Genomic DNA, 21449 nt, shown 5'->3' on the forward strand with positions numbered 1-21449 from the left:
GTTCGAGCGGTCCGTGACGCGCCCCGATCCGCGGTTCCAGGACCCACGACACGCCCCCTCACGGCCTCAGGAGTGCAGCCCGCGCGCCCGGTGGGCCTCGGCGACCCGGCCGACGCCGATCACGTGGGCCGCCTGGCGCAGGGTGATCCCGCACTCGGCGGCGACCCGCGCGGTCGTGTCGAACGCCTCCTCCACGATGCCGCGCAGCCTCGCGTCGACCTCACGCGCGCTCCACGAACGCGCCTGCATGTCCTGCAGCCACTCCAGGTAGGAGACGATCACGCCGCCCGCGTTGGCCAGGATGTCGGGGACCACGGTGACGCCCGCGTCGGCGAGGACGCGGTCCGCCTCGGGCGTGGTGGGGGAGCTGGCGCCCTCCACGACCAGGCGGGCCCTGACCCGGCCGGCGTTCTCCTCGGTGATCGCCCCTTCCATCGCGGCGGGGACGAGCACGTCCACGTCGAGCTCCAGCAGCTCCTCCTGCGACAGCGCGTCGGCCCGGAGGTAGCCGCGTACGCCGCCGGTCTCCTCCGACCACGCCCGCAGGTCGTCGACGTCCAGGCCGGAGCGGTCGATCACGGCCCCGGTGCGGTCGGAGACCGCGACCACGAGGCAGCCCGCGTCGGCGAGGTAGCGCGCGGCGGGGGCGCCGACCTTGCCGAAGCCCTGGATCGCGACGGTACGGCCCTCGGGGGAGCCGTCCAGGGCCCTGAGCGCGGCGACCCGCACGCCGCGGGAGGTGGCCCCGGCCCGGTCGGGCGCGCCGCCGGGGGTCACGGGGCCGCCGATCGTCACGCCGGGCACCGGGTAGCCCGCGTTCACCGAGTACGTGTCCATGATCCAGGCCATGGTCCGCTCGTCGGTGCCGACGTCGGGGGTCGGGACGTCCCGCTCGGGACCGATGATCGGCAGGACCTCGTTGACGTAGCGCCGGGTGACCCGTTCCAGCTCGCGGGCGCTCAGCGAGGCGGGGTCCACGGAGACGCCGCCCTTGGCGCCCCCGTAGGGGATGCCGGCCAGCGCGCACTTCCACGTCATGCCCATGGCCAGGGCGGTGACCTCGTGGACGTCGGTGCGGGGATGGAAGCGGATGCCGCCCTTCGCCGGGCCGCGGGTAGTGTTGTGCTGAACCCGGAAGCCCTGCACGACGTCCATCCGGCCGTCCTCGCGGCGGACCGGGACCGAGACGGTGAGCGAGCGGCGGGGAGTGGCGAGCATGGCGCGCAGGTTGTCGTCCAGCTCGAGCCGGTCGGCCGCCTGGTCGAGCCGGAGCAGCGCGGAGTCGAGGGCCTGCCGGCCCGGACTGACGGGAGCGGTGGCGGCCGGCGTCTTCGACGGCACCGTGAGCGTTGTCAAGGCAAACCTCCGTACGGTGAGCGGAGCGCCCTTGCTCCACTCGGGGCACATGGTCACGATCAGACTAGGTGCGGTTTTTTGCCCGCAGGGACGGGCCGTGTTTCGTTCTGATGACTGATCACCGGGCCTGTCCGCGAGCCCGCGGCCAGGAGGCGCGTGTTACCTGCCCGTCCTCTTGGGCAATCTGGAGAGGACACGCGAAGATGGCAGTCTCCGGTCAAGGATTCTTGCCGTTGTGCAGTGGTTGAGGGGATGAAAGTGCCGGAACTTGTGGTCGGGCCGATGCTGCGTTACGTCGACGAGACGAGCGCGTCGGTGTGGGTGGAGACGAACGAGCCGTGCGAGGTGACGGTCGAGGTCGGCGGCGTGAGCTCGCAGGCCAGGACGTTCACCGTCCACGGCCACCACTACGCGCTCGTCGACGTGGAGAGCGGCGGGACCTACGAGGTGCGCCTGGGCGGGGAGACCGTGTGGCCGCTGCCCGACCAGCCGCCGAGCCGCATCCGCCTGCTCGGCCCGGACGGCCCGAACCGCGTCATGTTCGGCTCCTGCCGGACCAGCGTGCCGCACGACCTCGTCTACACGATCTCCCACGGGGTGGACGTGCTGCGCGCGTACGGCGGCACCCTGCCGGACGCGCCCGACGAGCGCTGGCCCGACCTGCTGCTGCTCCTCGGCGACCAGGTCTACGCCGACGAGCCGTCCGCGGAGATGCTGAAGTTCATCGCCGACCGCAGGGACACCGACCCGAAGAAGGAGATCGCCGACTTCGAGGAGTACGCCGAGCTGTACCGCCTGGCGTGGACCGACCCGGAGATCCGCTGGCTCCTCTCCACCGTGCCCACCGCGATGATCTTCGACGACCACGACCTGCGCGACGACTTCAACACCTCCATCTCCTGGCGTACGGCGATGGAGGACGTCCCCTGGTGGCGGCACCGGGTGGTCTCCGGGATCGGCGCCTACTGGGTCTACCAGCACCTGGGCAACATGTCGCCGGCCGAGCGCGCCTCCGACGAGGTGCTCAGCAAGGTGTGCGCGGCCGAGGGGGACGGCGCCGAGGCGCTCGACGTCTTCGCCGAGCACGCCTACGACGTTCCCGCCGACAGCCGGTGGAGCTACGCCCGCGACCTCGGCGACACCCGCCTGATCATGCTCGACTCCCGCTGCTCCCGCCAGCTCGACCCCACCGACCGGCGCATGATCGACCCGGTGGAGTGGGAGTGGCTCACCGAGCAGCTCCGCAAGGACGGCGCGAAGCGCTTCGTGATCGGCTCCTCGGTGCCGTTCCTGCTCCCGGCGGGCATCCACCACATCCAGAACTGGAACGAGGCCCTCGCCCAGGGCGCCTGGGGCAAGACCGTCGCCCGCTGGTCGGAGGCGCTGCGCCAGGCCGTCGACCTGGAGCACTGGGCGGCCTTCCGCCGCTCGTTCGAGGACCTGTCGAAGCTGCTGATGGGGCTGGGGAAGCCGGTGATCATGCTCTCCGGCGACGTCCACTACTCCTACGTGGCGAAGGCCCACGGGCTCCCCATCTACCAGCTGGTCTGTTCGCCGATCCGCAACCCGCTGAGCCGCACCCTCCGCCTGGCCAACATCGTCGCCCAGTTCGGCATCGCGAGCCTGATCGGCCGCTCGCTCTCCCGCTCGGCGAAGATCCCCAAGCCGCCGTTCAAGTGGCGGATCACCAACGGCCCGTGGTTCTCCAACGCGGTGGCGATCCTCTCCCTGGACACCGCCCCCACGTCGGTCCGCTGGGACACCGCCGCGGGCACCGAGGTCTCGGAGATCACCGTCGTGGAGCTGGAGGACTCCGCCGTTCACTAGGGGACCCCCGCGTCGCCCAGCCGCCCAGCCGCTCAGGGGAGCGGGGGTTCCGGTGCGGCGCGGGCCGCACCGGAGGGGTCACCTCGCGAGCTCCTCCAGGACCGCGCCGAGCTGGTCGACCGCCCACAGGAGGTCCTCCTCGGAGACGACGATCGGCGGGGCGAGGCGGATGGTCGAGCCGTGGGTGTCCTTGGCCAGCACGCCGTGGGCCATGAGCGCCTTGGAGACCTCCCGCCCGCTCGCCAGCGACGGGTCGATGTCGACCCCCGCCCACAGGCCGCGCCCGCGTACGGTGATCACGCCGTGGCCGATCAGGCCGCGCAGCCTCTCGTGCATGACCTCGCCGAGCGCCCTGGCCCGCGACTGGTACTCGCCGGTGCCGAGCAGCTCGACGACCGCGTTGGCGACCGCGCAGGCGAGCGGGTTGCCGCCGAAGGTCGAGCCGTGCTGCCCCGGCCTGATCACGCCGAGCACGTCCTCGTTCGCGGTGATCGCCGAGACCGGGACGACGCCGCCGCCCAGGGCCTTGCCGAGCACGTAGATGTCGGGGACGACGCCCTCGTGGTCGCAGGCGAAGGTCTCGCCGGTGCGTCCGAGACCCGACTGGATCTCGTCGGCGATCATCAGGATGTTCTCCGCGGTGCACAGCTCGCGGACCTGGGTGAGGTAGCCGTCCGGCGGCACCAGCACCCCGGCCTCGCCCTGGATGGGCTCCAGCAGCACCGCGACCGTGTCGGCGTCGACGGCCTCGCGGATCGCCTCGACGGAGCCGTACTTCACGATCCTGAAGCCGGGGGTGTACGGGCCGAAGCCGCCCCGGGCGTCGGGGTCGGTGGAGAAGCCGACGATCGTGGTGGTCCGGCCGTGGAAGTTGTCCTCCATCACGATGATGTTGGCCTGCTCGGCGGCCACGCCCTTGACCTCGTAGCCCCACTTGCGGGCCACCTTGATCGCGGTCTCCACGGCCTCGGCGCCGGTGTTCATCGGCAGGACCATGTCCTTGCCGGTGAGGTCGCCCAGCCCGGCGGCGAAGGTGGCGAACTGGTCGTGGAAGAAGGCGCGGCTGGTCAGGGTGAGCCGCGACAGCTGCTCCTGCGCCGCCGCGATGATCTTCGGGTTGCCGTGCCCGAAGTTCAGGGAGGAGTAGCCGGACAGGCAGTCGAGGAACCTCCTGCCCTCCACGTCGACCACCCAGGCGCCCCGCGCCTCGTGGATCACGACGGGCAGGGGGTGGTAGTTGTGCGCGCTGCGGCGCTCGCTCAGCTCGATGAAGTCGTCGGTGCCGGTCATCCGCGCCCCTCCCTGGTCTGTGGACGTCATGTCAGGCACTGTCCCGGATCTCCAGCGTGCAGCACTTGGGCCCGCCGCCCGCCTTGCGAAGCTCCGACAGGTCCACCGGGATGACCTCGAAGCCTCGGCGCTTGAGTTCGAGCTGCAGGTCGGCGGCCTCGGCGTTGATCACCACGTTGACGCCGTCGCTGACGGCGTTGAGGCCGAGCACGGCCGCGTCGTCCTCGCTCGCGACGACGGCGTCGGGGAAGAGGTTGCGGAGCACCTCCTGGCTCCCCGGCGAGAAGGCCCCTGGGAAGTATGCCACGTTATGTCCGTTTAGCGGGAAGAGTGCGGTGTCCAGGTGGTAGAACCGGGGGTCCACCAGCTGCAGCGTCACCACCGGGCGGCCGAGGAACTCCTGGGCCTCCTTGTGCGCGGTGATGTCGGTCCGGAACCCGGTCCCGGCCAGCACCAGGTGGTCGAGCGTGAGGAAGTCGCCCTCGCCCTCGTTGGTGAAGGCCGCGTCGCGGACCCGCTCGTAGCCGTGGTCGACGAACCACCTCAGGTACGCGGGCCCCTCGGCCGCGCGCTGCGGGTGGGTGAACCGCGCGCCGTACACGCGGCCGTCCACGACCAGCGCGCCGTTGGCGGCGAAGACCATGTCCGGCAGGCCCTCCACCGGGTCGATGAGGCTGACGCGGTGCCCGAGCTCCTCGTAGGCGCTCCTGAGCGCCTCCCACTGCCTGATCGCCAGCTCGCGGTCGGCGCCGGACTCGGGATGCATCCACGGGTTGATCGCGTACTCGACCGCGAAGTGGTCGGGCCGACACATGAGGTAGTGCCTCGTCATGGATAACCCCGCAGGTAAAGGTCGTGGTGACAGCCGCCGTCACGGTTCCGACGGCGGTGCCATCAGCCTAGGAACAGCGTTCTCGCAGGCCAAGGGGCCGCGTTTGCGCGCTGACGCGGGTTTCTTGCGCGCTTCAGGCCAGGAACGTCGATTCGTTGTGCGGGGCGATGAACGGCTCGCTGCGCGAGGTGACCAGGGGGGCCTCGATCAGGCGGGAGAGCACGATCGAGCTCTTGGTCCGCACCACGAACGGCTCGGCGGCGATGCGCTCGATCACCCTCTCCACGTGCCGCACGTCGGTGGCCCTGATGTGCAGCAGCGCGTCGGCCTCGCCGGTGATGGTGCACGCCGAGACCACCTCCGGATGGCGGCCGACGGCCACCCCGATCTCCGACGGCGAGGTCTTGCCCGCGCAGAACAGCTCCACGTAGGCCTCGGTGGTCCAGCCGAGCGCCGCGGGCTCCACCCGGGCGGTGAACCCGGTGATCGCGCCGGTCTCGCGCAGCCGGTCCACCCGGCGTTTCACCGCCGACGCCGACAGGCCCACCCGCTGCCCGATCTCCGCGTACGTGGCGCGGGCGTCCTCGACGAGGGCCCCGATGATGTCGCGATCCAGCCTGTCCAGTTCCACGCAGACCTGTATACCGCCTGGATCGGCGCGGGTTCGCGGTGGGCGGCGGTGCCGCGCGGCCCGGACACGCGAATGCCGCCGGGCGGATGATCCGCCCGGCGGCATTCGCCGTTCCGCCCGTGAGACTCGGGACGGGTCAGGTCTGGTCGGCTTCGCCGGTGGCCTGCTCCTGGGCCTCCTCGGGGGAGGTCTCCAGGTCGTCGCTCGCCTGGGCGGCGTTCGCCGTCTGCTTGTCCAGGCCGACCCAGCTCGTCACGCTCTCCACCGCGAACAGCACGCCGAGGTAGAGCGTGAGCGCGGCGAGCACCCAGGTCAGCACGCCCAGCGCGGCACCGGCGCCGATCAGCAGCAGCCGCAGCTCCCAGCCCAGCCCGGCCCGGAACACCCAGGGAGCCGGCCAGATGCTCTGCCGCGTCCGGTACACCGTGTCGTAGGTGTGGTAGCCGATCACGTAGATCAGCACGTACAGCAGCCACTTGGGCGCGTCGGCCGTCAGGCCGATGAGGATGATCGTGAGGAACTCGGTGCCCCGGATCAGCGGCGGCGTCAGCCAGTCGAGCTTGCCGAGGTGGTCGCGGGCCGCGGTGGGCAGCACCAGGACGATCATGACGAGCACCGGGACGAGCAGGATCGGCCCGTTCGTCAGCATCCCGGTCACGGCCATCGCGACGATCGCCAGCAGCGCGGCGAGCGAGGCGGGCACCGGGGGCAGGCCGGGGCCGACCTTGTCACGCAGCAGCGTGACCAGCGGGCCGTCGTCGCGGTAGGCGAGCAGCCGCGCGGTCTGCACGCGCAGCCGCTCCTCGTACGGGTCCGGAGCGGGGATGGTCTGCGGCTGGGTGATCATGCGAGAGACCTCATCAGGCGTCCGGTGAGCGAGTAGGCGGCCCCGATGCCGCCCCAGATGATCAGGGTCAGGAAGGTGATCCTGGCGTCGAACAGGGCGCTGACGATCGCGATGGCGGCGAAGCGCTCACCGATGGGGAACACGATCATCTTGCGGGCCCAGTGCACCGTACGGTATCTGCCGGCCCTGCCCCAGATCTTCAGCAGGTTGCGGATCCCGCCGGTCCTGGCGTTCTTGCGCTCCTCCAGCGCCTGGCGCAGGCCGGTGTCGGCGCTGACCGACAGCGCCACCGAGGGCAGCGGCGACGGGGGCTTGCGCCGGTTCGCGGCGCCGTAGGAGAAGTCGAGGAGGTGCTTGATGGACTGCACGCCGAGCGCGATCAGCGCCAGCGTCCAGACGTCGCCCACGCCGGAGACCGCCGCGCCGACCGCCAGGCCCGCGAAGACCACGTACTCCTTGAACCGGTCGAACGTGGCGTCCAGCCACGCCCCCAGCACGCCGAACTTGCGGGCGTATCGCGCGACCTGGCCGTCCACGCAGTCGAACACGAACGCGAAGTAGATCAGCACGCCGCCCGCGACCATCCCGGCCCGCTCGCCGGTGGCGAAGCACAGCGCCGCCGCCACGCCCAGCGCGATCGAGATCAGCGTGACCTGGTTGGGGGTGAGCCCCCGCCTGGCCGCCCAGCGGGCGATGAACCGGGAGTAGGTGCTGACGAAGTACGTGGTGAAGAAGCCGTCGGCGCCCTTCACCGCGTTGTTCAGCCGCGCCTTGTCCTCGTTGAACGTGGACATCTCGGCGAGCGCCTCGGCGGCCTCCTCGGGAGTGGAGACCCGGCGGAAGAACAGGTCGCGGCGGCCGCGGATGCCGACGGAGACGCCCTTGCGCACCAGGCCCAGCACCAGCAGCTGGACCAGGTCGTCGTCGGGGCCCAGCAGGTGGGCCATGTCGGCCAGCTCGCGGGCGGCCTCGGCGAGGAGGGGGGCGTGCTTGTGGTGCAGGTGCAGCGGGCCGAGCAGGACCGAGTTGGGCCTGGTCACGCCGTGGAAGGCCGAGCCCACCGAGATGACCCGGGACTTGCGGGCGCGCACCCGGACGGGCAGGCCCTCCAGCCTCCGGTCGCCGATCTCGGGCAGCGCCTCGTCGATCGGGACGTCGGGGACGATGACGTCGCCGTTCTCGTCCTCCTCCCGCGGCTCCTTGGTGATCAGCGCGAGGGCTCCGCGCTTCGACTTGGTGATCTGGTAGATCAGCTCGTCGTGGATCAGCGAGTTGGCCGGCAGGAAGAGCAGGTTCTCGGTGGCGCCCTCGACCGCGTCGGCCACGGCGCGCAGGTCGCCGGCGAGGTCGGAGGTCTCGACCAGGCTGCCGGGGAAGCCCCGGTGGGCGGCGGCGTCGCCCGAGCGGACGATCGTGACCGGCTCGGGGTCGAGCGAGGCGAGCTGGCCGTGCAGCTTGCCGATCACCGTGGGGCAGCCGGGAAGCGCGGGCAGGGTCAACGCGGCGGGCGTCACCTGGCCGGGAGCGGCATCGGGGCCGGGCGATGAGCCCAGCAGGACCACGCGGGGCATGGCACCCTTTCATGCGGAGACGGGTGTGGAGGCGGTGTAACCGGGGGCGGCATTTCGCCAGAGGCCAAAGTTTAGTGAGTTTTAGGTGAACAACACGCACCGGTGATCTATCCGTGTCGTTTGATCATGGTTCCACCTCTGCCAAGTGGACGGTCCCACTACACTGTGCGGGTGAGTCTGTACCGTGACGACGGCATCGTGCTGCGCACCCACAAGCTGGGCGAGGCCGACCGCATCGTCACCGTCCTGACCCGGCGGATGGGCAAGATCAGGGCCGTCGCCAAGGGGGTCCGGCGGACAACATCACGATTTGGGGGCAGGCTCGAACCTTTTACCCACGTCGACCTCCAGTTCCACACCGGCCGCACGCTCGACATGGTCACCCAGGCTGAGACCATCCGGTCCTACGGCGAGCCGCTCGTCTCCGACTACCCGCGCTACACGGCGGGCACCGCGATGCTGGAGACCGCCGACCGCCTGGTCATGGGGGAGAAGGAGCCCGCGCTCCGCCAGTTCCTGCTGCTCGTCGGCGGCCTGCGCACGCTCGGCTCGGGCGAGCACGAGGCCAGGCTCGTCCTGGACGCCTATTTCCTGCGCTCCCTCGCCGTCGCCGGATACGCCCCCGCGCTGGAGGCCTGCGCCCGCTGCAAGGCCGTCTCGGTGCGCGCCTTCGCCATCGTGGCCGGGGGCGTGGTGTGCGGGACCTGCCGCCCGGCGGGCGCGGCGGTGCCCGAGGGGGAGACCCTCGCCCTGATGACCGCGCTGCTCAAGGGCGACTGGCTCACCGCCGACGCCTCCGTCGCCCGGCACCGCGCCGAGTGCAGCGGCCTGGTCGCGGCCTATCTCCAGTGGCACCTCGAACACGGCATACGCTCTCTTCGACACGTAGAAAGGGAGCAGCCAAGTGAACGTCCGCCCGCCCGTCCCCCATCCTTCCGGCGCCACCCCGCCCCCGATCCCGCGTGACCTCGTGCCACGGCACGTGGCGATCGTGATGGACGGCAACGGGAGGTGGGCCAAGCAGCGCGGCCTGCCCCGCACCGAGGGCCACAAGGCGGGCGAGGCGTCGCTCTTCGACGTGATCGAGGGCGCGATCGAGCTCGGCGTCCCCTACCTGTCGGCCTACGCCTTCTCCACCGAGAACTGGAAGCGCTCCCCCGACGAGGTCCGCTTCCTGATGGGTTTCAACCGCGACGTCATCCGCCGCCGCAGGGACCAGCTCCACGCGATGGGCGTACGGGTTCGCTGGGCGGGCCGCCCCGGGCGGCTGTGGCGGAGCGTCATCCAGGAGCTGCGCGACGCCGAGGAGATGACCGAGGGCAACTCCACGCTGACCCTGCAGTTCTGCGTCAACTACGGCGGCCGCGCCGAGATCGTCGACGCCGCCCTGCGCCTGGCGCAGGACATCGCCGACGGGCGGGTCAAGCCGGGCCGGGTGAAGGAGGAGACCTTCGCCCGCTACCTCGACGAGCCGCAGATCCCCGACGTCGACCTTTTCGTACGGTCCTCCGGCGAGCAGCGGATCTCCAACTTCCTGATCTGGCAGACGGCGTACGCCGAGATGGTCTTCCTCAACCGCCTCTGGCCCGACTTCGACCGCCGCGACCTGTGGGAGGCGTGCGAGACGTACGCCAAGCGCGACAGGAGGTACGGGGGAGCGGTGCCGAACGCGGTCCCGTCCGCGCGGGACGCCTCGGGTGTCCCGGGTGCCGTCACGGAATGATGTTAGGTTCCGGGTGACGCCGATCCGCTGAGAGGTGCCCCCGGATGACTGTCAGGATCGAACGCGACGGGCCCGTCACCACCGTCGTGCTCTCCAGGCCCGAGGTCCGCAACGCCGTCGACGGCCCCACGGCCCGGGCACTCGCCGACGCCTTCCGCGACTTCGACGCCGACCCCGGCGCGGCGGTGGCCGTGCTGTGGGGCGAGGGGGGCACGTTCTGCGCGGGAGCCGACCTCAAGGCCGTCGCCGAGGGCCGCGCCAACCGGGGAGAACCCGAGGGCCGCGCCAACCGGGTGGAACCCGAGGGCGACGGGCCGATGGGACCCACCCGGATGCGGCTCGGCAAGCCCGTGATCGCGGCCGTCGCCGGGCACGCGGTCGCCGGGGGGCTGGAGCTGGCCCTGTGGTGCGACCTGCGGGTGGCCGAGGAGGACGCGGTGTTCGGGGTCTTCTGCCGCCGCTGGGGCGTCCCGCTGATCGACGGCGGCACCGTGCGGCTGCCCCGGCTGGTCGGGACGGGCCGGGCGATGGACATGATCCTCACCGGCCGTCCCGTGGCCGCCGCGGAGGCCCTCGGCATGGGGCTGGTCAACCGGGTGGTGCCGGCCGGCGCCTCGCGCGCCGCCGCCGAGAACCTGGCCGCCTCCATCGCGCGCTTCCCCCAGGAGTGCGTGCGCGGCGACCGCATGTCGGTGCTGGAACAGGAGGGGCTGCCCGAGCGGGAGGCCATGGCGGGGGAGCTGCGTCACGGCCTGAACGCCCTGCCCGGCGCGGTGACCGGCGCGTCCCGCTTCGCCGCGGGAGCCGGCCGCCACGGCGACTTCGACACCCTCTGACCCGCGGCCTCATCGGCCGGACGAGGATCCGCCGGCACGCTCACGAGCGGCTCAGCTCGCCGGCGACGTCCGGGCATACGCCCACCGGCGCGACAGCGACGTCCCGGTGGCCAGGCCGGATCGGCGGGTGTCACCTCCCGGCCGTGCCGGGCTCCCCGCCGATGGACTCCTGATAGACGTCCGCGTAGGTGCGCGAGTCCTTGACCAGGTCGTCGCAGAAGGCGGCGACGTCGTCGCCGATGAGTTCCAGGACTCCCTTGCCCGCCGCGGCACCCTCCTCGAAGAAATCGACCATCCCCGAGAGCAGGGACCCGTCGAGCAGGTCGATCGGCCCGACCTTGAAGAGGTATCTCTGGATCTCCTTGTAGACGATCTGGTAGTCCGGCGGGAGCGCCTTGACCCGCGCCAGGTGCGCCCGCCACTGCCTCTTGCCCTCGATCATGTCCTGGATGCCCATGTCAGCCTCCCAACCGGCCCAATTTCCTCGCGACGTTCCTGTTCAGCTGCTCGCGCCACCGGTCGCGGTAGCTCCGGGCCCCTTCTCCGCCGGCCAGCGCCACGCAGAAGCCCTTGACGTCGTCACCCAGCACCTCGTGAATGCCCTGCCCGTCGGCCGCCGTCTCCTCGAGCAGCCCCAGGGCACCGTCGAGGATCGGCATCAGGTTGCGGCCGGTGAAGTCCCCGTAGGGGAAGAGGTGACACTTGATCTCTTCCCACGCCGCCCGGTGATCGGCCGGCAACGCCTCGGCCCGAACCTCGAACGCCTTGCAGTCCCTGGTGAGATCGCTGCCCGTGATGGTCTCCCAGAAGTTCATCTCCCGCCCTCCTTGAGCTTGTCGATCCGCGACGTGATGTACTCCCATTTCGCCCAGAACGTCGTGAGTTCTTCGCGCCCCGCGTCGTTGAGCGCGTAGAACTTGCGCGGCGGGCCCAGCTCGGACGGTCGTTTCGTCACCTGGACGAGCTTCTTCTTCTCCAGTCGCAGCAGGATGGTGTAAACCGTCCCCTCGACGACGTCGGCGAAGCCGAGTTCGTTCAGCCGGCGCGTGATGGCGTACCCGTAGGTCTCCTCGCCGCCGATGATTTCGAGCACGCAACCTTCGAGCGTGCCCTTCAGCATCTCCGTCAGGTCGTCCATCGCGGGTCCTCTTCGGCTCCTTCTACTCGGTGGTACCGAGTAGGACTATACGGTATCACCGAGTAGTGAGCCAGTGCCGGGCGAGCGGCGGTTGTGGACCACGGAAGCGATTCGAATCATCGGCACCGCGCTCGGTGCGCGGCCGGTAAGGGGCCGGGGGACGCCTGTCGGCGGGGGGTGTCGTCGTCGTACGGGCCCCTGGTTCTGTCGTACGGGCCCTGGTTCTCTCGTGAAGGCGGTCTCCTCCGTGAAGGCGGTCTCCTCGCGGCTCCCCGCCTTCCCGCGTCACTCCGGCGGGGGCCGCTCCCCGCCTCCCCGTGTCGTCCCGGCGAGGACGGCCTCCGCTCTTCCTGTGTCACTCCGGGTGAAGGCGGCCCCCGCCTTTCCCGTGTCGCTCCGGGGTCTCGGCTCAGGCCTTGACCTCGCGCAGGCGGCCGGTCTCCACCTCGTAGACGAAGCCGCGCACCGAGTCAGTGTGCGGGATGAAGGGGTCGTTCCTGATCCGGTGCAGGGACTGGACGACGTCCTCGTCGAGGTCGGTGAAGGTCTCGACCGCCCAGTCGGGCTTCACCCCGACCTCGGCCTGGATCTGCCGCTTGAAGTCGTCGTCGGTGAAGGTGAGCATGCCGCAGTCGGTGTGGTGGATGAGGATGATCTCCCTGGTGCCGAGCAGGCGCTGGCTGATGGCCAGGCTGCGGCGCTCGTCGGCGGTGACCACGCCGCCCGCGTTGCGGATGACGTGCGCGTCGCCCTCCGAGAGCCCGAGCAGGCCGTACGGGTTGAGGCGGGCGTCCATGCAGGCCAGCACGGCCACCCCGCGCGCGGGCGGCAGGGGCAGATGGCCCTTCCTGAAGGTCTCCGCGTAACGCTCGGCGTTGGCGAGCAGCTCGTCGGTGACGCTCATGGGTTCTCCTCGGGGGTAGGCGACGTCACGTCACAACCTACCCGCATTACCTACTCAGTCAATAGGTATTAGCGGAGAGTGACGTCAGGCCCGGCGCCGGGCGCGGTAGGCGGCGACGTGCATCCGGTTCCCGCAGGTGCGGCTGTCGCAGTAGACCCGCGAGCGGTTGCGCGACTCGTCCACGAAGACGTGGTCGCAGTCGGGAGCCGAGCAGGTGCGCAGGCGCTCCCACTCGCCCTCGACGAGCAGGTGGGCGAGGGCGACCCCGATGTCGGCCGCGAGGTGCTCGTTGAGCGAGGCGTCCGGCGCGAAGTAGTGGACGTGCAGGGGGTGGCCGTCGTGCTCCGCGAGGCGCGGGGTGATGCGGGTCCCGCTCAGCAGGGTGTTCAGCCGGATGACCGCGGTGGGCTGGTCCGGGGCGGTGAAGACCTTGTGGAAGGCCTCGCGCAGCGCGCGCACCTGGGTCAGGTCGGCGGCGTCCAGCTCCCCGATCCCGCTGACCTCCCAGCGTGCCACGAAGTCGCCGAGTTTCCGCAGGTCGGTCAGGGTGTCCTCGCCTCCGGTGGAGGGGGAGGTGTTGACCAGGTCCACCGCGGTGGCGAGTGAGTGCACCATGTCATGTCCGAATGGCATGTTGACTCCTGTAGAAGCGGTTGCAACGTGGAGGCGTACGGCGGCTCGCCGTGTCGGAAGCGTATCTCTCCCGTGGACCTCCGGCGCCCTCTCGCGGGCGCCCGTCACAGTGGTGTGCCCCGCCAGGAAAGGCTTTCCGCGGAACATGTCCTGGTGAGCCGTGATGTGTACGCCGCGTCGTGAAATCGGGCTTCTCGTAACGCCTCCGCCGCCCCGCGTCGCGCCCTGTGCCGTGCCGCCGGGCGTCTCGCCGGGCGTCCGCTCAGGCGCGGCTCGGGGTGCGCAGCGGCTTGGCGGCGGTGGCGCAGGAGGCGCAGGTCCCGAAGATCTCCAACGTGTGGGTGATCTCGGTGAAGCCGTGCTCGGAACCGATGGTCTCGGCCCAGCGTTCCACCGCGGGCCCGGCCACCTCCACCGTACGGCCGCACCTGCGGCAGACCAGGTGGTGGTGGTGGTCGCCGCTGGCGCACGCCCGGTAGACCGACTCGCCGTCGTCGGTTCGCAGCACGTCGACGTGGCCGGTGTCGGCGAGAGCCTGGAGCGCCCGGTAGACGGTGGTCAGTCCGATCTTGGCGCCTTCCGCGCGCATCTCCGCGTAGACGTCCTGCGCGCTGCGGAAACCCTCGCTCTGGCGGAGGATCGCGTGGACGGCGTCACGCCTGTTGCTCATGGGCTGGACTCCTGAGGTCGGCTTCGACGTACGAATCTACCGAGCCCGAGGGCGAGGACGAACCCCGCGAGAGCGACGATGACGATGATCGCGCCCGGTGGGACCTCGATGTAGAAGGAGGAGGTCAGGCCACCGACCGTGGAGATCATCCCAAACAGCATGGAAAGGAACATCGTGCTCACGAACCCCCGGGTGAGCTGCTGGCTGGTCGCCACCGGCACCACCATCAGCGCGCTCACCAGAAGCAATCCTACGACGCGCATGGCGATCACCACGGTCAGCGCGGCGGTCACGGCGATCAGCAGGCTGAGGAAGCGGACCGGCAGGCCGCTGGCCTTGGCGACCTCCTCGTCCTGGCACAGCACGTAGAGCTCTCGCCCGAAGACGGTCACCACGCCGAGCACCGCCACCGCCAGCAGGCCGATCACCCACACGTCCTCGACGGCGACGCTGCTGATCGAGCCGAACAGGTAGGACATCAGCGTGGCGTTGCTCCCGCCGGGAGCCAGCGAGATGAGCAGCACGCCTCCGGCGATGCCGCCGTAGAACAGCAGGGCGAGGGCCACGTCCCCGCTGGTCCTGCCGCGCGCGCGGACCAGCTCGATGGCGACGGCGCCCAGCACCGAGACCAGCACGGCCGTCAGCACCGGCGCCGTCCCGGTCAGGAAGCCCAGGGCCACGCCGGTCAGCGCGACGTGCCCGATGCCGTCGCCCAGCAGGGCGAGGCGGCGCTGGACCATGAACGTGCCGATGGCGGGGGCGGCCAGGCCGACCAGGAGGGCGGCGATCAGCGCCCGCTGCATGAAGTCGAACTGCAGAAGCTCGATCACGAGGCTGGCCTCCAGTCGAGCGGGCTCACCGGCTCCTCCTCGGCGTGCGGGTGCACGTGGTCGTGGCCGGGCAGCGCGTGCGTGCCGACCGCCTGGGGCGGCGGGCCGTCGTGACACACGTACCCGTCCCGCAGGACCACCGCCCGGGTGATCAGCGGCTCCAGCGGGCCGAGCTCGTGCGCGACCAGCAGGACCGTCTTGCCCCGCGCGACGAGCGTGGACAGGGTCTCCGCGAGGAGCAGCTGGCTCTCGGAGTCGACGCCCGCCGTGGGCTCGTCCATGACGAAGGTGTCGGGCTCTCCGGCGAGGGCGCGGGCGATCAGCACCCGCTGCTGCTGCCCGCCGGACAGCGCCTGCACCGGGTCGGAGGCGCGGTGGGCGAGGCCGACGGCCGCCAGGGCCCTGTCGGTCGCCTCGCGGTCGGCCGCGCCGGTCAGGCGCAGACGGCGCTGCCTCGCGATCCTGCCGGAGGCGACGACCTCGCGGATCGTGGTCGGCACGCCCCCGCCCACCGAGAGCCGCTGGGGTACGTAGCCGATCCGCCACCACTCGCGGAACCGGGCGGGAGGCCTGTCGTACAGGAGGGTCTCGCCGCCGGACAGGGGGACGAGACCGAGCAGGGCGCGGATGAGGGTGGACTTCCCCGACCCGTTCGCGCCGAGCACCGCCACCGCCTCACCGGGCTCGACGGACAGGTCGATCCCGCGAAGCACCGGACGGCGGTCCAGGTTGACCTGGCCGCCGTTCATGGTGAAAACCGTTGATGTCACGTGTGACCTTTACGAGTGACCTCACGAGCAGCTGAGCGCTGCCTGGAGGGTGGAGAGGTTCTGGCGCATGGCGGACAGGTAGTCGCCGTTCGACGGCCGGCTTTCCACCGGGTCGAGGACCGCGGTCTTCGCACCGACCTCCTGGGCGAGAATCTCGGCGACCTTCGGGCTGACGAGGGTTTCGGTGAAAATCGTAGTTACTTTCTCCTGCTTGGCCACTTTTGCGACTTCGGCGAGGCGGGCGGGAGAAGGCTCGGCGTCGGGGTCGAGGCCGCTGATGCCGATCTGGTGCAGCTTGTAGCGGTCGGCGAGATAGCCGAACGCGGCGTGGCTGGTGACGATCGCGTGCGAGGAGCAGGTGGCCAGGCCCTTGGTCAGCTCCTGGTCCAGGGCGGTGAGGTCGGCGGCGGTGGCGGCGGCGCGGTCCCGGTAGCCCCGCGCGTGCGCGGGGTCGGCGGCGGCCAGCCTCTCGCCGAGCTTGGTGGCGACCGTCGCGAAGCGGGCCGGGTCGAGCCAGAGGTGGGGGTCGTAACCGATCTCCTCGTGGTCGTGGCCCTCCTCGCCGTGGTGCTCCTCCTCCGCGACCGCGGGAAGCGGGGTGACCGAGGTGGCCGCGTCGAAGGCCCGGTCGGCGGCGTGCTGCTCGACGGCCTCGTCCACCGCCGGCTGGACGCCCTTGATGTAGACGACGAGCCCCGTCTTCTCCAGCCCGGCCACCTGGAGCGGGGACAGCTCCAGGTCGTGCGGCTCGACGCCGGGCTTGGTCAGGCCGGTGACGGTCGCGTCGGGGCCGCTCACCCGCTCGGCGAGCCACTGCAGGGGATACATGGCCGCGGTGACGGCGGGCCTGCCGTCCGCGGAAACGCCCGGCGCCCCCCCGGATGAGCCGCCGGTGGCCGAGCCGGTCTCGGTGCCGCAGGCGGTGACGGCGGCGAGAAGAACGGCGGACGCGGCCAGGCTGGCATTACGTATGCGGATACGTCGGGAGGACTCGGACATCATGCTAACCAGTATGCGCGTAAATGAAAACGGTTGTCAAAATCAGGCCGCGCGCGAAGCCCGCCGAGGACGTCGTTCCGCGCGCGAGGGAGCACCGCACGGCACCCGGGGCAGCCGTGTCCGGCCCGGGAGGGAAGGCCGTCGGGCCTGGGGAGGAAGATCCTCGGCCGGGGAGGGGAAGCCTCCCGGTGCGAGGAGGAAGGGCGTCCGGCCTGGGGAGGAAGACCGTTCGGCGGGGGAAGGGAGGTCGCCCGTGCGAGGAGGAAGAGCGTCCGGTGCGGCGGGGAGGGACCGTGACGCGGGCGAAGACCGCTGCCGCGCTGTACCCGGACCCGCCGGGCCGCGACCGGGCGGGGGAGCGGGGGAACGCTGCCCGGCGCGAGGGGGACTCCGGGTCGCGGGCGTCAGAGAGCCCGGCCGGCGAAGGGGGCGAAGTTGTCGCGGGCCGGGCTCTCGTCGCCGGGCCGGGGAGCCGCCGCTCTCCGGCCTCGGCGGTCGGTGGGGGCGGACGCGGGCTCCGGCCCGGTGAGGAGGATTCGGGCCGCACCTCCCGGCCACCGGCGGGCCGTGGCGCCTGAGGGTGTGGGCGCCCGGCCCCGCCGGTGGCCGAAGGCGGCCCGGGCTCAGCCGGGGACCAGGCCGACGCGTCCTTCCCCGGTGTAGACGTTCATCGAGCTGCCCCTGACGAACCCGATGAGTGTCAGCCCCGTCTCGGCGGCCAGCTCCACGGCGAGCGAGGAGGGGGCCGAGACGGCGGCGAGGATCGGGACGCCGGCCATCACCGCCTTCTGGACGAGCTCGAAGGAGGCGCGTCCCGACACCATGAGCACGGTCGAGGCGAGCGGCAGGCGCCCGTCGCGCAGCGCCCAGCCCACCAGCTTGTCCACCGCGTTGTGCCGGCCCACGTCCTCGCGTACGCAGAGCGCGTCGCCGCCGAGCGTGAACAGGCCCGCGGCGTGCAGCCCGCCGGTCCGGTCGAACACCCGCTGGGCCGCGCGGAGCCGGTCGGGCAGCGCCGCGATCACCTCGGCCGTCACCGGCGCGGGGTCGCCGTCCACCCGCCACCTGGCGACCGTGCGGACCGCGTCGAGCGAGGCCTTGCCGCACACCCCGCACGAGGAGGTGGTGTAGAAGTTGCGCTCCAGGGAGGTCGCCGGCGGGGAGGTGCCCGCGGCGAGCCTGACGTCGAGCACGTTGTAGGTGTTGGCGCCGTCGGCGGTGGCGCCCGCGCAGTAGCGGATCGCGGTGACCTGGTCGGCGGAGGTGACCACTCCCTCGCTCACCAGGAAGCCCGCCGCCAGGTCGAAGTCGTCGCCCGGCGTGCGCATGGTGATCGTGAGCGGCCGCCCGTCGAGCCGGATCTCCAGCGGCTCCTCGGCCGCCAGCACGTCGACCCGGTGGGCGGCCGCGGCCTCCCGCAGCCGCAGGACCCGGCGCTTGACGGTGACCCTACCCATCGGCGGAGGCCGTCCGCGCGCCGGAGACGGGCTCGGAGACGGATTCGGAGGCGGGCCGGGAGGCGGGGCCGGAAAGGGGGAGCGTGTCTTCGGAGGTGGCCACGTTCTGGACGTGCTGGAAGCCGAAGCGGCCCTTGATGCACAGGTTGCCGTGGGTGACCGGGTTGTCGTGCGGCGAGCTCACCTTGACGATCCGGTTGTCCTGCACGTGCAGGGTCAGGTTGCAGCCGACCCCGCAGTAGCTGCAGATCGTCGTCGTCTCGGTCTGCCGGGACTCGTCCCAGCTGCCCGCGGCGCGCATGTCGAACTCGCTCTTGAACGACAGCGCCCCGGTGGGGCAGACCTCCACGCAGTTGCCGCAGTAAACACAGGCCGAGTCGGTGAGCGGGGCGTCGTGCTCGGTCGAGATCATCGCGTCGAAGCCCCGCCCGGCGACCGAGATGGCGAAGCTGTTCTGCCACTGGTCGCCGCAGGCGTCGACGCACTTGTAGCAGAGGATGCACTTCGAGTAGTCGCGCACGTAGAGCTCGTTGTCGACCTTCGCGGGCTGCGCGACCGTGGCGGCCTCCTCGCCGAAGCGGTCGGGCCGGGCGCCGTACTCCTCGATCCACTCGGCCGCGCGCGGCGTGGTGGACAGGTCGGCCGTCGAGGCGAGCAGCTCCAGGACGATCTTGCGGCTGTGCCGGGCGCGCTCGGTCGCGGTGCCGACGACCATGCCGGGCTCGGCCCTGCGCGAGCAGGCGGGCGCGAGCGTACGGGCGCCCTCGACCTCGACCACGCACACCCGGCAGGCGTTCTTCGGGGTGAGGGTGTCGCCGTAGCAGAGGGTCGGGATGTCCTTGCCCGCCGCCGAGCAGGCGTCCAGCACGGTCGAGCCCTCCGGCACCCGGACCGGGTCGCCGTCGACGGTCATCTCGATCAGCCGCCGGGGCGGCTGCAGGGGAACACTCATGATGCCTCCGAGGGGGAGAAGACGCCCAGCCGGTCGATGGCCGACTCGACGGCGTTCCAGGCGGTCTGGCCGAGCCCGCAGATCGAGGCGTCGCGCATGGCCCGGCCGACCTCCCGCAGCAGCGCGATGTCGCCGGCGGTGGGCCTGCGGCTCAGCCGGTGCAGGGCCTCCTCCTGCCGCACGGTGCCCACCCGGCAGGGCACGCACTGCCCGCACGACTCGTCGCGGAAGAACTCCGCGATGCGCAGGAGGATGTGGGCGAGGTCGACGCTGTCGTCGAGCACCAGGACCACGCCCGAGCCCAGGGTGGTGCCGGCCGCCCGGGTGCCCTCGAAGGTGAGCGGGACGTCGAGCTCGTCCGGGCGGACGAACCCGCCGGCCGCGCCGCCCAGCAGCACCGCCCGGAGCCTCCCGGTCGAGCCCCCGGACAGGTCGAGCAGCTCGCGCAGGGTGGCGCCGAACGGCAGCTCGTAGACGCCCGGCCTGGCGACCGTGCCCGAGACGCAGAACAGCTTGGTGCCCGTCGAGCCCTCCGTGCCGGTCGCCGCGTAGGCGGCGGCCCCGCCGCTGAGGATGGGCAGCACGTTGACCAGTGTCTCGACGTTGTTGACCACGGTGGGCTTGCCGAACAGGCCCTTCTCCACCGGGAAGGGCGGCTTGCTGCGCGGCTCGCCGCGGAAGCCCTCGATCGAGTTGAAGATCGCGGTCTCCTCGCCGCAGATGTAGGCGCCCGCGCCGCGCCTGATCTCGATGTCGAAGGCGAAGCCCTGCCCCATGACGTCGGGCCCGAGCAGGCCGCGCGAGCGGGCGACGTCGATGGCGTGGGCCATCCGGCCGATCGCCCGGGGATACTCCCCGCGGATGTAGAGGTAGCCCTTGGGGCAGCCGGTGGCGTACGCGGCGATGGTCATCGCCTCCACCAGGGCGTACGGGTCGCCCTCCATGACCACGCGGTCCTTGAAGGTGCCCGGCTCGCTCTCGTCGGCGTTGCAGACCAAATAGTGGGGGTGGTCGAGCTGGCGGGCCGTGGCCTCCCACTTGCGCCCGGTGGGGAACGCCGCCCCGCCCCGCCCGACGAGGCCGGATTCGAGCACCTCGCGGATGACACCGGCGGGACCGATCCTGACGGCCTCGCGCAGCGCGGCGTAGCCGCCCTCGGCCCGGTAGTCGTCCAGGCTCGCCGGGTCGACGACGCCCACCCGGCGCAGCAGCACGAGGGAGGGGTCGCCCGCCTGCGGGACGGCGTGCTCGGCGGGAGGCTCGGCGCGCTCGGCCAGGGCGGGGCCGCCGGTGGCGTCCATGCCGCTGAGGCCGCCGAGCTTGCTGAGATCCCCGCGGCCCGCCCCACCGCCACCCGTGCCGCCCGTGCCGCCCGTGCCCTCCGCGGGACGGGCGTCGCCCGCGTCGCCGACGCCGCCCGTGCCGCTCACGCCTCCGGCCGTGCTCGCGCCGTCCGCGCCGTCCGTGTCGCTCGTGCCGTGTGTGCCGCTCGCGTCGCCGATGCCGCTCACACCGCTCGCGCTGCTCGCGCCTCCGGCGGAGTGGGCACGGCCGGTCCCGTTGGCTCCGACGGTTCCCTCGGCACCGGCGCTTCCGTTCGGACCGGTGCTTTTGTTCGGGCCGCCGTTTCCGTGGGGGTCGCCGGTGGGTGCCGGCACGGGTTCGGCCGGGCCGTACACGGCCGCGCCGGGGAACTCGCCGGCCTGCAGGGCGAGTGCGGCGGGGGCCCGCTCGCACAGGCCGAGACAGGGGCTCGGCTGCCAGGACAGGCCGGGCGGGCCGAGCCGCTCCTCGGTGCTCCGCCGCACCGCGTCGGCGCCGCGCGCCTGGCAGGCCAGGTCGGTGCAGACGTGCAGCACCCGCGCCGGTCGCGGCTTCGTCGAGAACAGCGAGTAGAAGGTCGCCACCCCGTACGCCTCGGCGGGCGGCACGGTCAGGCGGCGGCAGATGTAGTCGAGGGCTCCCTCGCTGATCCACCCGATCCTGTCGTTGACCGCGTGCAGCGCGGGGAGCAGGAGGTCGCGCCGGTCGCGGGCCTCGTGCCCGCCGACGGCGACGCGCAGGTCGCCGTCGGAGCGGGCGCCGCCCTCCCAGCCGGTCGGGGGGGCGCCGAGGAACGCGTCGACGGCGGAGCGCTCCTCGGCCGTGGGCTCGGCGTCGCTGAACCGGAGATCCACGCCCCC

Annotated in this window: 22 protein-coding genes; 4 read left to right on the plus strand and 18 right to left on the minus strand. The window is 71.8% G+C overall.

The genetic code is table 11. The features are described from left to right. Positions 1-66: 66 nt before the first annotated feature. The gene (locus ABT053_RS33785) at positions 67-1356 is read right to left on the minus strand and encodes a Glu/Leu/Phe/Val family dehydrogenase (RefSeq protein ID WP_350974673.1); all 1290 of its coding nucleotides are present in this window, start codon (positions 1354-1356) and stop codon (positions 67-69) included. 258 nt (positions 1357-1614) lie between these two features. Between ABT053_RS33785 and ABT053_RS33790 the strand changes: the two genes are divergently transcribed. Then, positions 1615-3183 carry an alkaline phosphatase D family protein gene (locus ABT053_RS33790; protein ID WP_350974675.1) on the plus strand — a complete coding sequence of 523 codons (1569 nt, stop codon included), beginning with the start codon at positions 1615-1617 and terminating at the stop codon, positions 3181-3183. Between the two features lie 78 nt (positions 3184-3261). On the opposite strand, the gene rocD is transcribed toward ABT053_RS33790, so the two are convergent. The 5 genes from rocD to ABT053_RS33815 form a co-directional block, all read right to left on the minus strand. Continuing rightward, entirely contained in the window at positions 3262-4503 is a 1242-nt protein-coding gene (gene rocD / locus ABT053_RS33795) for an ornithine--oxo-acid transaminase (RefSeq protein WP_350974677.1), read from the minus strand. 1 nt (position 4504) lies between these two features. Next, positions 4505-5305, minus strand: coding sequence for a dimethylargininase (gene ddaH / locus ABT053_RS33800; protein ID WP_350974679.1), 801 nt, complete (start codon positions 5303-5305; stop codon positions 4505-4507). A 133-nt stretch (positions 5306-5438) separates the two neighbouring features. Then, positions 5439-5936: an Lrp/AsnC family transcriptional regulator gene (locus ABT053_RS33805; protein ID WP_344920783.1), complete on the minus strand. Its 498-nt coding sequence runs from the start codon at positions 5934-5936 to the stop codon at positions 5439-5441. 136 nt (positions 5937-6072) lie between these two features. Next, on the minus strand, positions 6073-6783 hold the full coding sequence (locus tag ABT053_RS33810; protein ID WP_350974681.1) for a DUF5941 domain-containing protein: 711 nt from the start codon (positions 6781-6783) through the stop codon (positions 6073-6075). Further along, positions 6780-8354, minus strand: a complete 1575-nt coding sequence (locus tag ABT053_RS33815) for a CDP-alcohol phosphatidyltransferase family protein (protein ID WP_350974683.1) — start codon at positions 8352-8354, stop codon at positions 6780-6782. Before ABT053_RS33815 ends, ABT053_RS33810 begins: the two co-directional genes overlap by 4 nt. 171 nt (positions 8355-8525) lie before the next feature. On the opposite strand from ABT053_RS33815, the gene recO reads away from it, so the two are divergent. Genes recO through ABT053_RS33830 form a run of 3 tightly spaced genes read left to right on the plus strand, consistent with a single transcriptional unit; the run spans position 8526 to position 10913 of the window. Further along, on the plus strand, positions 8526-9320 hold the full coding sequence (recO, locus tag ABT053_RS33820; RefSeq protein ID WP_350974685.1) for a DNA repair protein RecO: 795 nt from the start codon (positions 8526-8528) through the stop codon (positions 9318-9320). Beyond that, positions 9259-10077, plus strand: a complete 819-nt coding sequence (locus ABT053_RS33825) for an isoprenyl transferase (protein WP_350974687.1) — start codon at positions 9259-9261, stop codon at positions 10075-10077. Before recO ends, ABT053_RS33825 begins: the two co-directional genes overlap by 62 nt. Positions 10078-10121: 44 nt before the next feature. Beyond that, positions 10122-10913, plus strand: a complete 792-nt coding sequence (locus ABT053_RS33830; protein ID WP_350974689.1) for a crotonase/enoyl-CoA hydratase family protein — start codon at positions 10122-10124, stop codon at positions 10911-10913. 130 nt (positions 10914-11043) lie between these two features. Here ABT053_RS33830 and ABT053_RS33835 read toward each other — a convergent pair whose 3' ends face one another. The 12 genes from ABT053_RS33835 to ABT053_RS33890 form a co-directional block, all read right to left on the minus strand. Next, on the minus strand, positions 11044-11370 hold the full coding sequence (locus tag ABT053_RS33835) for a DUF1048 domain-containing protein (RefSeq protein ID WP_350974691.1): 327 nt from the start codon (positions 11368-11370) through the stop codon (positions 11044-11046). 1 nt (position 11371) lies between these two features. After that, the gene (locus ABT053_RS33840; RefSeq protein WP_350974693.1) at positions 11372-11728 is read right to left on the minus strand and encodes a DUF1048 domain-containing protein; all 357 of its coding nucleotides are present in this window, start codon (positions 11726-11728) and stop codon (positions 11372-11374) included. Further along, positions 11725-12051, minus strand: coding sequence for a PadR family transcriptional regulator (locus ABT053_RS33845; RefSeq protein WP_350974695.1), 327 nt, complete (start codon positions 12049-12051; stop codon positions 11725-11727). The genes ABT053_RS33840 and ABT053_RS33845 overlap by 4 nt, the downstream gene beginning before the upstream one ends. A 409-nt stretch (positions 12052-12460) precedes the next feature. After that, positions 12461-12955: a beta-class carbonic anhydrase gene (locus ABT053_RS33850; protein WP_350974697.1), complete on the minus strand. Its 495-nt coding sequence runs from the start codon at positions 12953-12955 to the stop codon at positions 12461-12463. An 84-nt stretch (positions 12956-13039) separates the two neighbouring features. Further along, complete coding sequence (locus tag ABT053_RS33855) at positions 13040-13588, minus strand: CGNR zinc finger domain-containing protein (RefSeq protein ID WP_350974700.1); 549 nt, start codon at positions 13586-13588, stop codon at positions 13040-13042. Between the two features lie 262 nt (positions 13589-13850). Next, the gene (locus ABT053_RS33860) at positions 13851-14258 is read right to left on the minus strand and encodes a Fur family transcriptional regulator (RefSeq protein ID WP_350974702.1); all 408 of its coding nucleotides are present in this window, start codon (positions 14256-14258) and stop codon (positions 13851-13853) included. Then, positions 14255-15088 (minus strand): metal ABC transporter permease, encoded by an 834-nt coding sequence (locus tag ABT053_RS33865; RefSeq protein WP_350974704.1) that lies wholly within the window; start codon positions 15086-15088, stop codon positions 14255-14257. Before ABT053_RS33865 ends, ABT053_RS33860 begins: the two co-directional genes overlap by 4 nt. After that, positions 15085-15837 (minus strand): metal ABC transporter ATP-binding protein, encoded by a 753-nt coding sequence (locus ABT053_RS33870; RefSeq protein WP_350974744.1) that lies wholly within the window; start codon positions 15835-15837, stop codon positions 15085-15087. The genes ABT053_RS33865 and ABT053_RS33870 overlap by 4 nt, the downstream gene beginning before the upstream one ends. A 42-nt stretch (positions 15838-15879) precedes the next feature. Beyond that, positions 15880-16860: a metal ABC transporter substrate-binding protein gene (locus tag ABT053_RS33875; RefSeq protein WP_350974706.1), complete on the minus strand. Its 981-nt coding sequence runs from the start codon at positions 16858-16860 to the stop codon at positions 15880-15882. Positions 16861-17480: 620 nt separating this feature from the next. Continuing rightward, on the minus strand, positions 17481-18314 hold the full coding sequence (fdhD, locus tag ABT053_RS33880) for a formate dehydrogenase accessory sulfurtransferase FdhD (protein WP_350974708.1): 834 nt from the start codon (positions 18312-18314) through the stop codon (positions 17481-17483). Then, positions 18307-19266 carry a 2Fe-2S iron-sulfur cluster-binding protein gene (locus ABT053_RS33885; RefSeq protein ID WP_350974710.1) on the minus strand — a complete coding sequence of 320 codons (960 nt, stop codon included), beginning with the start codon at positions 19264-19266 and terminating at the stop codon, positions 18307-18309. Before ABT053_RS33885 ends, fdhD begins: the two co-directional genes overlap by 8 nt. Further along, complete coding sequence (locus ABT053_RS33890; RefSeq protein WP_350974712.1) at positions 19263-21443, minus strand: NAD(P)H-dependent oxidoreductase subunit E; 2181 nt, start codon at positions 21441-21443, stop codon at positions 19263-19265. The genes ABT053_RS33885 and ABT053_RS33890 overlap by 4 nt, the downstream gene beginning before the upstream one ends. Between the last annotated feature and the right edge of the window lie 6 nt (positions 21444-21449).

The sequence above is a fragment of the Streptosporangium sp. NPDC002524 genome (assembly GCF_040295985.1).
GTDB lineage: Bacteria > Actinomycetota > Actinomycetes > Streptosporangiales > Streptosporangiaceae > Streptosporangium.